This is a genomic window from Neisseria sp. HMSC070A01 (assembly GCF_001810165.1).
Lineage (GTDB): Bacteria > Pseudomonadota > Gammaproteobacteria > Burkholderiales > Neisseriaceae > Neisseria.
Genome location: NZ_KV800119.1, coordinates 296,050 through 308,214 on the forward strand (window position 1 = coordinate 296,050; position 12,165 = coordinate 308,214).

At 44.7% G+C, this 12,165-nt stretch carries 6 protein-coding genes and 1 tRNA gene; 4 read left to right on the top strand and 3 right to left on the bottom strand.

Annotated elements, in window-relative coordinates:
• Positions 1-74 precede the first annotated feature (74 nt).
• The 3 genes from HMPREF2711_RS02665 to HMPREF2711_RS02675 all read right to left on the bottom strand — a co-directional run bounded on the left by HMPREF2711_RS02665 (position 75) and on the right by HMPREF2711_RS02675 (position 9,085).
• A complete protein-coding gene (locus HMPREF2711_RS02665; protein ID WP_003747430.1) occupies positions 75-5,159 on the bottom strand; it encodes a DEAD/DEAH box helicase in 5,085 nt (1,694 codons plus the stop codon).
• The gene (locus HMPREF2711_RS02670) at positions 5,159-8,506 is read right to left on the bottom strand and encodes an STY4851/ECs_5259 family protein (RefSeq protein ID WP_003747431.1); all 3,348 of its coding nucleotides are present in this window, start codon (positions 8,504-8,506) and stop codon (positions 5,159-5,161) included. The genes HMPREF2711_RS02665 and HMPREF2711_RS02670 overlap by 1 nt, the downstream gene beginning before the upstream one ends.
• Positions 8,507-9,009: 503 nt before the next feature.
• A tRNA-Glu gene (locus tag HMPREF2711_RS02675) sits at positions 9,010-9,085 on the bottom strand.
• 133 nt (positions 9,086-9,218) lie between these two features.
• On the opposite strand from HMPREF2711_RS02675, the gene rdgC reads away from it, so the two are divergent.
• The 4 genes from rdgC (at position 9,219) to dcd (ending at position 12,125) form a co-directional block, all read left to right on the top strand.
• Positions 9,219-10,118: a recombination-associated protein RdgC gene (gene rdgC, locus HMPREF2711_RS02680; protein ID WP_003747432.1), complete on the top strand. Its 900-nt coding sequence runs from the start codon at positions 9,219-9,221 to the stop codon at positions 10,116-10,118.
• Positions 10,119-10,195: 77 nt separating this feature from the next.
• Complete coding sequence (locus HMPREF2711_RS02685; RefSeq protein WP_003747433.1) at positions 10,196-10,978, top strand: ADP-ribosylglycohydrolase family protein; 783 nt, start codon at positions 10,196-10,198, stop codon at positions 10,976-10,978.
• A gap of 23 nt (positions 10,979-11,001) precedes the next feature.
• Positions 11,002-11,433, top strand: a complete 432-nt coding sequence (locus HMPREF2711_RS02690) for an MORN repeat-containing protein (RefSeq protein WP_003747434.1) — start codon at positions 11,002-11,004, stop codon at positions 11,431-11,433.
• Positions 11,434-11,558: 125 nt separating this feature from the next.
• Positions 11,559-12,125, top strand: a complete 567-nt coding sequence (dcd, locus tag HMPREF2711_RS02695; RefSeq protein WP_003680541.1) for a dCTP deaminase — start codon at positions 11,559-11,561, stop codon at positions 12,123-12,125.
• Positions 12,126-12,165 lie beyond the last annotated feature (40 nt).

Below are 12,165 nucleotides of genomic sequence, written 5' to 3' on the forward strand. Positions count from 1 at the left end.
CCCCTGCAAAAAGCAGGAGCGTTTTTTAAGAATTTTGGCACGCCCACGAGTATAACTATCGGCACACAAAATACTTACTGGTAGTTCAAATGTTGCTTCAATTGAGCTTCCTCAAGCCATCGTAAAGCATGATGACGGTCCAGTTCTTCTCGCTCCACATTGCTATCACTACCCGCCAGGCAATGCTGACAAACGCTACCACAATCAGCTGGACAATTCAAACGGTCTAAAGCGCGACTTATGATACCGTTGATGTCATCTACAGCAGATAAAACGAAACCTGCGCCCCCTTCGGCTTTGTCGTAAATCTGAATCAAACAGCGAACGGCACCTGTTTCCAAATCTCTATCTGCTCGCACGGCATAGCCCATTTCAGTAGTTTCTATCCCCAAAAAAGCAGCAATTTCATCGCGTACAGCAACGGCAATCGTGCGGGCGGTAGTTTTATCTCCACTGCCTAGCCATGCCTTGGTTTGTGGATTTTTCAGAGCAATTTCCAATACATCGGTTGAGATATGATGGCCCAGATGGATATTGATCTGAACATTACTATTAGGACAATCTTTACTATTACTGCTAAGATCCAAACCACCACCCAAGGTTTTATGATACTCACCCAAAAATACATTAGGCAGTTCACCTACGTCAGTCATGGAATCAGCCCTACCACATCTCATGCAAACCGCAAAACCTTTTTCATGCTTGCCACTAGAGCGAAACAGTACTCTACCGTCACTACCATATCTAATTTCACCACACTCATGTTTTAGAAAGGCTACAGTTTCATCATCCAATTGTACTCTAGGAGGCTGGATAGGAACGAATGTTTGGAAGGAAACATCGTTGCTACTTTTTTCAAAAAAGTCAGTCAAAAAACCTGTTGGGGTTAGTACCGTACATTGTTCATCAAAAGGAATATTTTCACCGCAGTGAGAACATTGGATATCATTACAGCTATATTTGTAACGCGTCACGCCAGATGTACCGCAGTTTTTACAGCGCCACGCAGTATCGAAACGTTGGTCTTCGTTTTTACCTCGTTCATCCGATTTTACCCGTAGATTGATGCCAGCAGAACGGTATACGCGCCCATCTAATACAACATCCGAACCAGGTGCGTATTCACGCAGTGCAATATCCAAACTACGACTTGGGTTTTCTTTGCGGATGAACAGATTATCTTCTCGCTCCTCTCGTTCACGGCGTAAGTCTTCCATTTTACGGATTTTCATTTCTACTATGCCAGTAGGGAAACCATAACCAGGTAGAAATGCGTTTACCGCCAGATAGCCAAGCAGGTTCTCATTTTCATGTAGTTGTTTCTCGCGATTTAAGGCTTTCTTGTATGAATCGCTGTTAGTTTGCTTAATTTTATGGTTGATATTGTGAAAATCAGCCTGCCAATTCTCTGCCAATTCCAGCAGCCGCTGTTTAGCACTTGCTTTGATACGTGTCAATGGTACTCCTTCCAAAGCAGTACCTGCCGCCAGTTTACCCAAAGCTTGGTCAATAGCAGAGCATTCTGGTGAGTTCATCCAGTCGCAAAACTGCTGCCAAACAGATTGGGTTGGATTGAAAAACCAAGCAGTATTCAGCTTAGTACGGTCTTTGCCTGTATCGCTGCGCTTGGCAAGAAATGCTGCCAATAAGAGCGAATGCATATGGCGGCTGACAATTTTTTCAGAGCTTAACGATACTTTCGGAGCAGCAATAGCAGTAGTAAACGCCCATTTTGGATTGGTAAATACACGGCGATTATGAGGATCATTTTTGCATAGTGTATAAGCTATTGCAGCTGCTTCGCTACGACGGCCTGCACGACCGGCACGTTGCAGGTAATTAGCAGGGTGTGGTGGTACATTATTCATTACCACTGCTGCCATACCGCCGATATCCACACCCATTTCCATTGTAGTAGAGCAGCTCAATACATTAATTTTCCCTTCTTTGAACATCTGTTCGTATCTGTTTAATTGTGTAGATGCAATTTGTGCTGAATGTTCCGCCGCACGATAGTAGAAACCTCCTTCTACGATTTTATCGTTCAAATTGCTCCACAAACCTTCTTGGCGCAAGTGGCCTACATCTTTATCTTGCCTCAGCAAACGACGCATTTGGCTACGACGAGGTTCAGCAGTGGCATCCTGTTTAAAACGATAATAATCTGGAATCTCAGTTTTGCTGCAAAACAGTTTTTCAGACGGCATTTCCTGCCAGTTACCAGGCAAATAAGGAGACACACCGCGCAAAGTAGTATCGATCAGGCGGTGACTTTGCGGACAAATCCACATTTCTTTTTCAGGTAACTTAAACGCCATTGCTGAAAGCGGCATTTTCCAAGCATCAGCATCGGGATACAGGATATTGCTACCAGTAGTCAATTGTTTCCACGCAGTTTTCAGCCACGAATTAATTTTGTGTTTAGCCAAAGGGTTTTGAATATCCAGACCTGTAACCGCCTGCAAAATTTTGACTGCTCGAGGCTGTTGGCCTTTATCTCGAACTTGCGGCCAAGCTCGTTTACGCAAAGTTTGCTTTTCTCTGGTATCGGGCGGCAGCAGGGATTTTCCCGAAAAGCGTTTGCCCAACCATCGTTTTTTCTGCTCATCTAAATTGGTAAAGGAATTTTCACGGACATGAAAATCCAAAATCATTTTTAAAAATGCTTTCCAATCATCCAAATCCAGCGGCTTGCTTGGATTGTCTGCCTGATTTAAAACGCGTGTCTCTACCCAACCATCAGGCACTGTGCTGATTTTATCCAGACTAGGATAACAAATCATTGTCAAACCTAAGGTTTCCAAACTATTGGCATTTCTTGGGCGGCGGATAAATTCGCGTGCCAGTAGCAACTCTGCCAGCTTTTCTGCTCCGTTGCCACTAGGATCATTAAATATGCTGGGATTGGTTTCTCGATTGTAAGGCAGTAAATCTTGCGTCATTTCAGCTTTATCGCGCAGTGTACGGCACATATCATCCCAAGTAAGATGAGTTTTTTTACCACTAGAACCTTTCCATAGAATTTGTTCTGCCAAAGCAGGATTAGCTTGCATCAATGCAACCAAATCAGGATTAGCTTGCATCAGTGCAACCAACTCAGGCAACATGGCTTCTGCTTTGCCTGTTCCCTGCACCAATACATCAAACACCATACCACGCAATTTGGAATACTCTGCTTCCTGCTGCATTTTTACCGCCATTCTCGCTGTGCCTTGACGGCTGTCAGTAAAAGTAATTAATCGCCGTCCACGAGCGGGTAGCGATTGCGGATCATTTTCAGCATCACTACAAAATTCCAATACAGTCGGAACAGCGTGGGTTACATAAAACGGTGCACCCAAATATTGTCCATGATAAAACGGCATTCTTTGGTTTTCTTTGCCGCAGGCGGAACAGCAGGCCTGTAGGGAGAAATCCAAAGCCAACTCAAAAGTTTTACCTTGCTGTACGCCGATTTGCGCAGTTTCTTTATCGATTTTTTGTACCGTATAGCCTTCAGACTGCATATCGACTGGGGCTGCAAGCACTTTATTGCGGGATATGAATTGTAGACCATCTGAAATTGGGTTTGCGTCGTCACCACTGTCTTCTTCGTCATTAGCTGCAGGCTCAGGATTGAGTGCAAACTCATCGGTGATGTAGGTATCGCACTGCTGCAAAATACCGTCATGCTCCTGCGCCATCAAGTGCGGTGTACCGCAATCTTGGCACAACACTAATTCGTACACAGGAGCACCACAATCACATTTAGTTCTGCGGTTAAGATAAACCTGTCCAAATAGCCAGTCTTTAAGGTAACCTTCTTTTTTGCTGCAATGACGGTCAGCACACGCCCATAACCCGTGCAGCATTGATTGAAATAGATGCAAACGCAGTTTTAAAAATGGTTCAGCATTTTCAGACGGCTTTGTCTGAGTCATAACATCCAGCCAGTCTAAAACTTCACGCTGCTGTTCATAAAGGCTATCAGAAAGCAAATATGCTTGCGTTGCCTGTATCAATTGGTTCAACGTGTAAGGTTGGGTATTAGCTGTCAGACAATTACGCAGAGTAGTGGCCATTACACTTTGACAAAGGGCTGCAAAGCGTTCGGTTTCGTCCTTAATAGATGTGATATCTGCGATGCTCTGTCTACCATCGGCAACACTAATCGGCAAAAAATCGCGGCTTCCAGAAACTACCAGGACATGTTCCTTTGGTACCCCAGCCAAATCAGCAAGATAGCAGCGAAGTTCGTCTGCTGCTTTGTCGGAAGCAATGGTGGCTGATGTAGCAACAAAGCGTATGTCCTCGGGCTTTTTGCCGAAAGCGTGTACTACACGGCGTAATAACAGTGCAATTTCTGCCGCCTGCGATCCGATATAACTATGTGCCTCGTCTAATACTATCCAGCGCAATGAACCTGTTTGGCGAGATTTTTCCAAAATAGGGGCATCTACTTGGCGCACCAGCATATATTCCAACATAGTGGCATTAGTAAGTAGGATAGGCGGAGGCTCTTTGCGTAGCAATTCCCGTGACAAGATTTGGTTAGGTTGATCTTTGTCACGTGTTCCAGCACTTTCTTTTGTGTTACCGTTATAAAGACAAAAGCGAATTTTGTTACCAAAAGGTTTCGTCCATGCATCCAAACGTTCCTTTTGAGAATTGATTAAAGCATTAAGTGGGTAGAGAAACAGAGCCTGAACACCGATAAGTGCTGTTTTCTCCAACGTTTGGCGACGTATCAGATCTTCTAAGATCGGAATCATAAAACATTCAGTTTTACCTGATCCTGTGCCACTCGTAATGATGGCAGATTTTGGAGCATCCCCCAGAAGATGCTTCCATGCCTGCAACTGATGAGTATAAGGGCGGGCAGTTTTGGGAAAACCATATCTGTCTGCATCTGCTAACACATCTGTAAGTTTTGTAGAAAACAGGTTTTGTCTTACCAAATCTGCAAAGGTACAGTCCGCGCTTTTCCAACCAAAGGTATGTTCAACAACAGGGTCAGCAAGAAAACAGTTTTCATTACCCAATTCATTGCTAATCAATTGTCGCAGGTGACTGCGCAATTGATTATCTGTAATATCCAATACGCCAATAGTAGCTTCCTTGATACGGTTCAGACTTTGCTCTATCAATCCGGAAAGAGTTTGCATGGTGTCGGTATTCATTATGATTCACTCACTAGGTAGCAGCTCAGGGAAGCGCAGACGTAATCAAACCATTCTGCATCCAAAGCGTAAATACGATAAAAAGCATCAGCAAACTGTGCAGCAGTCATTTCTAATGGCATGATATCTGAAGGCTGCGCATTGCCTGCTTTAACACAGGCAGTAAATACTGGTAGCCAGACAACTGTACGGTCAAAAGGAACTTTGGACAGACTGCGTACTTTATTGAAAAATACATCCTGTTGTTTCTCCAACCATTTTTGCAGACCATCCGAAAGCGTTTCAGGAATACGTTGGTTTTTATTCTGACGCAATGCATTGTAATGGCGGTTATAACGTGAATCGTGCTTCTTGTCGAAAATTTCCCCAAGCGTGTTTTCCACCACTATCATTTCTATTTCTGAAAGAAATCCTTTAAATACATGATTGCGTAAAATCTCGTCATGGCACAACACACTTGTAGGAATACAGTTTTCAGACAAGGGAAAATCATCAGGATTCAAGCCTGTAGCTGCAATTTTGGTACGAATGTATGGTTTGTACGTACTTATGGCAGCAAACCAATCTTGTAGAGCTAACCACTCCCATACCACAGCTAATTCGTTACGCATCCGCTCGCAAAATACACCATCCAACCCTAAGCGTAATACCGCCAAAGCTAAGGCTTTGGGCTGTTGTACCAAGGCTTTCCATGTTTCAAATACTGACAATGGCAGATGAGAAAAATGCTGCTTTAGGCTCTCAAAATACAGCCAACCAGAATGCTCAGGATTACCCACCATTTCCGTAATGATACGGCTAATAGCTTCGGGATTGTGGTTTGGATGGAAAGCGCGTGCAGCAATATGCAGGGAATGATGTTGAAATGGTTCGATAAATTTTTCACTGCTGTTTTCAAATATAGCAGGACGGAATTGAACTGGTGATTCAGGCGCAGGGTAAATCAACCACAATCCTTCATCATATTGTTCGGACGACAGTTGATAATGCCCATTTATCCTCATTGCGCTTTCAGGCAGCCTTTGTGCACCTTTTTCAGGTGCATCCAAGCGCATGATGTTTACTACCGCTTCTCGGCAAGTCAATTCGTCTTCTGCCTGCCGTTTGATGACGAAGCTTTTTCGTAATGCATCTGTCACTGCCAGAATACCGAAACGGTAAAACTGATTATTCCACATAACTAGACCATTATAACGAGACAAGATAAGCCGTATCAAAGGGTTCTCTGAACCCATATGGCACACTGTAATTTCTACCTGGGCATCTTGACTACTGCTGCACGATAAAAGCTGCAAAAGTTGCGGTTTCCATTGATCTAAGAAAAACTGCTGCACCGAACCATCTGCTGACAAACGTTCGCTGATAGAAATGGGGCGACCATGCACATTATCCGATAATTTAAATACCAGCCTCATATCGGTCGATGCGGAGGAATATACCATTATCCACTTGCCTAGCAACTGATTGATATTCAGACGGCAATCATCAATTCTACCTTTTTCATCATATAGATACGCACCATTAAACGGTAGAGGTAGTCTTAATCGTGCAGCTTGAACAGGGTTACTTCCAACTGCAAGAATAATATGAGATGGATAATTACTATCCTCAGTTTGGCAGATAAATCTAAATCGAGAATGGATTTGTGTGATATCTAGATGCTTGGCAAAGACATCTATGAAAACCTTTTCGGAAGTATTAACATTTAAAATGGCGGGATCTTTGTTGCTTGCTGCTTGCCAAGTATAGGAAAAATCTTCAGGCAGGACAGTAATTTTACGCCGCAACAAACAAATTGCACCCTTATAGAAAGCCACCTGAAATGTACCATAATAGTTCGGGCAGATATTTGATTGGACCTCGCCGTTGATTTTGATGTGCGTCGGAGATAAGTCAGGGGGCGTTAGCAGAGTAGGAAAACCACGATACACAGGTAAACCATCAGTATTTTGGCAGTGATAAAACAGTCTCCCATGCAAAATACTCTGTTCTGTCTGATTAGCTTGCACAACAACTATTTCTCGCCCATCCGCATGACGAGCAGTCAGTCCGTCCGAACACTTAAACCACTGCCCGCCCAAATAGGAGACATTTTCATTTTCAGACAACCTAAAACCGTCTGGTAGATGAATCAAAATATCCCTATCTTTACTGCGCGTGTATTCATTAGTAGAGAACAGTTGCCAACGTTGATCTTGAGCAGAGTGAAACACCAGCGGTGCATCTTCATCAAATCCAGTATCTCCAAACAACTTGGTATAGAGCAGTCGCCCGCCAGCAAACACTCGCACAGACAAAGGTAGACTAGGTTTCTCTCGGACAAAATCAAGCTGTTTCCCAAAAGGAAGTTTGAATGTTAGCTCTCCGCCTGTATCACTAAGAGAAGCAAATACTGTTGCTCCCATTTGGGCAACTGGCTCTTCTCCTTCAAAAATTTGCCATTGTAAAACCGTTTCACCCTGATAATTCTGAATAGGGAAACTAAATTTTTCAGGTAACCCGATTTTAGCATGCAAGCACCAACCTCCCTCCTTTACATAATGCCGACAGGAGAACTCTTGCTTTTCCAATTTTTGACGTTCGTCTGCTGCATTACCCAACCAGCGGTTGATAACTGCATCTACCTGTTTCCCATCCAAAGCAAAAGGAAACTCACTGCGCCAACCACTATCTGCCTGATCTAGGTATTCAACCAAATTACGTTTATTCTTCAAGTCAAACCGCTCAGCGAGCTTGACTAGCGCTCTGACTGTATCGGCAAATAGAATAACAGCCGCAGTATCACGAAATACTTGTGCCAGTCTATACACTCTTTCAGCAATATATTCTTCTAAAGGGCGGAAAGTTTCCATACTCTCCTGATATTTTTTCAAGCCATAATCAATAATATTGCGAATAGCATTATCATCAGCTGCAAGCATTTTCAGTGGTAATCCACCTTCAGCAACTAATGTACCAAGATAACGCGTATTTTTAGCAGCGTCATATTTCCATTCTCGCCGCCAATATGCCAACCCTTTTTTCAAATATTTGTAACGTTGCTGTTCATTATCAAATTGCGTACCTATTACATTATCGAAAAATGCCCAACTCCATTCACCACCCGAATACTCACGCCGATAAGTTTCACTAACTGCCAGACAGTAACAGGCACACCATTCCTCCTGATAAACAGAACCCGATATCAAAAAAGGCTTACGATAAAACAGTGCACACAGTTCACGGTATTCATTTTCATTAACTGCATAAGTATACAGTGGCCCACCATTCGGAATAGGATTAAGTGGATCACGATTAAAAAAGAAATGTGATAACCAACTCTTAAACGGGTTTGTAAGATTTTTCATAATAAAAATTGGCAATTGACTTAGATCGAAATTATATCAGCATATAAAAAACATTTGGATTTTAAGTGCAGCACCTAGACCAATCTTACAAACCTAATATAAAAAATAGCATATCAGACGCCTACAACCCAAAAACTTACAGATAGGCTTATTAAATATACACCTCCTCAATGGATTTCATAGAAGGGAAATTAATCTATTCTTTTTTCAGTACTTTCAACATGATTTTCGTTTTCACAATTTCTTCCCCTATTTATCTTCTAAGTTTAATGACCATCAATTACATCAATGAGACACTCTTTTGCCTTTTCTGAATGATGGTACCCATCCACCAGTCATCGATACATTATTTTTAGTTAATGTAGAACACCCAGAAATGTCGAATAGGCCGAGTATTTCGCTCCTAGCCCACGTTTACAGTAGAGTTTAAAGATGTACAAGCAGTACCATAGTGACAAAGAAATAAACCCTTACTATTTTTTAGTAAGGGTTTATTCAAAATATGGCACGCCCACGGGGATTCGAACCCCGGTTGCCGCCGTGAAAGGGCAGTGTCCTAGGCCTCTAGACGATGGGCGCGTAACCGAAGCGCGAACTATACAGAAAGCCTTTTCTTCTGTCAACGCCTTTACTGCTTTTTTAAAGATGTTGCCGATTTCCGTATGTTATTTTCCCTGTATAATGCCGGTTTTAATAAAAAGGAAAACTCGCCATGTGGTTTAAGCAAATCAGTTTTTATCCGCTCAACAAAGACAAGTTGCCCGAATTGGAAGTCCTTGCCGACAAATTGGCGCAATCCGAATTTGCCCATTGTCAGGGTTTGGACTGGTTTAGCGAAGGCTTTGCCACGCCGGTTTCCTTTTCACCCGAGCTGGTTTTCCCTGCCGATTACACTTGGCGCGTGGCCCTGAAAAAAGAAGAAAAAGTCCTGCCTGCCGGCGTGATCCGCGATATTTTGGATGAAAAGGTTTTGGAAATCCAAAACAACGAAGCGCGCAATGTCGGCCGTAAGGAAAAACAAGAGCTGAAAGAACAGATTACTGACGACCTGCTGCCCCGTGCCTTTACGCGCAGCAGCCGCACACAGGCGATTTTCGACACGCGCCACGGGTATCTTTTAGTCAACAATGCCGCATCTGCCAAAGCGGAAAACATCCTGACCAAACTGCGCGAAGCGTTGGGCGGTTTGGAAGCAGCCCTGCCCAACACAAAACAATCGCCCTCCTCCCTGATGACCAGCTGGCTGCTGCAAGGCCATTGCGAAGGCGGTTTTGAATTGGACAGCGATTGCGAACTCAAAGGCGTAGGCGATGTTGTTCCAGTCGTCAAAGTTTCCAAACAAGACCTGACCGCCGACGAAGTGGTACAACACGTCAAAAACGGCAAAACCGTTACCCAGCTGGGCTTGGTATGGCGCGAACAAATCGCATTTATCCTCACCCAAGACTTTACGCTCAAACGCATCCAGTATCTGGACGTTTTGCAAGAAGAAGCGGAAAGCAACGGCGACGATGCCGCCAGCCTCGCCTTTGCCTCGCAAATCCTGATGACCGAAGCCATCAGCACCATGTTGGAAGAACTGGTTTCTTATTTGGGCGGCTGGCAAGAGTAATTTTTCAGACGGCCTTTCGATTGGGAATATCAAAGGCCGTCTGAAATATAAATAGAAGTATCAGAAAGGATGTCATGATGTTGGGCGCAGTCATCGGCGATATTGCCGGATCACGATTCGAGTTTGACAACTACCGTCACACCGATTTCGATATTTTCAGCCCCGACAGCGACTTTACCGATGACACGATTTGCACTGTTGCCATTGCCGACTGGGTTTTACAAGGCTGCAACGATAATTTAGCCTCTATTTTACAAGGCTGGTGCAGGGCATATCCCTGTCCAAAAGGCGCATATGGCAGCCGCTTCTCACAATGGATAGAATGGAAAAATCCTGCACCTTATAATAGCTGGGGCAACGGCTCTGCCATGCGTGTTTCTGCCGTTGGCTGGGCATTTGCCACATTGGAAGAAACCCTGCATTTTGCCGAACAATCCGCCGCCGTAACGCACGACCACCCGGAAGGCATTAAAGGCGCGCAAGCCGTAGCCGCCGCCATCTTTTGGGCGCGTACCGGCATGGGCAAAGCGCAAATCAAAGAAAACATTACGCGACAATTCGGCTATGATTTGAGCCAAAGTTGCAACCAAATCCGCCCGCATTATCATTTCAACGAAAGCTGTCAGGAAACCGTACCTCAAGCAGTTACCGCCTTTCTTGAAAGCGATAATTTTGAACACGCCATCCGACTGGCGGTTTCCCTGGGCGGAGACAGTGATACCTTGGCAGCCATTACCGGCAGCATTGCCGAAGCCTACCATGGTATCTCTGCATCCATGCGCGAACACGCTTTAGCCATATTGCCACGCCGCATTGCTGAAACCCTGCTGACTTTTGAATCCCAATATCAGGCCGTCTGAAACCGCCTGCAAAAGGAACAATCATGATGAAATACCTTGCCCTACTTCCCGTCGCCTTCATGCTGGGTACGCCTGCCATTGCCGAAACCATCAATCCTTATCAGGAAAAAGGTTGCGTTTACGATGGTGATATTGGCAAAGACGGCAAACCATCCGGCAAAGGCACATGGAAATGCCAAGACGGCCGCAGCTATGTCGGCGCCTTTAAAAACGGCAAATTTGACGGCAAAGGCGTATATACCGTTTCCGGCAACAGCGAGACCTTTATCGAACCTTTCTCCTCCAACAGCGCCAAATTACGCAATATGACGCTGGAGGGCGTGTTCAAAAAAGGCAGGGCGCACGGAAACTTTACCGCCTCCCAAAACGGCACACCCGTCTTCATCATGAAATGCGAAGACGGTATGATTAAAGAAGTCAAACTGGCTAAGAAATCTGCTTCCAAAACCAAATAAACAGCCTTTCAGACGGCCTTATCCAGCTTTTAGGCCGTCTGAAACATCAATTGACAAGCCTGTCTAAAGGCTGTCGTGTTGATTTCAAAGAATTTCCAAACAACCCTTACCCCAGGACAACCACCATGAGCATTAAATCCGACAAATGGATACGCCGCATGGCCGAAGAACACGGCATGATTGAGCCGTTCGAGCCCAACCAAATCAAAGAGGCCAACGGCCAGCGCATCATTTCCTACGGCACGTCCAGCTACGGCTACGATATCCGTTGCGCCAATGAATTCAAAATCTTCACCAACATCAACAGCACCATCGTCGACCCGAAAAACTTCGACCCGAAAAACTTCGTTACAGTTGAAGACGACTGCTGCATCATTCCGCCCAACTCCTTTGCTTTGGCGCGCACAGTCGAATATTTCCGCATCCCGCGCAACGTCCTGACCGTCTGCTTGGGCAAGTCCACCTACGCACGCTGCGGCATTATCGTCAACGTTACCCCGTTCGAGCCGGAGTGGGAAGGCTACGTTACGCTTGAATTTTCCAACACCACGCCGCTACCGGCAAAAATCTACGCAGGCGAAGGCGTGGCCCAAGTCTTGTTCTTTGAAAGCGATGAAGTCTGCGAAACTTCATACAAAGACCGCAACGGCAAATACATGGGGCAAACCGGTGTTACCCTGCCTAAGACTTAATATACAAAATAAAAAAAGGCCGTCTGAAACTTTCAGACGG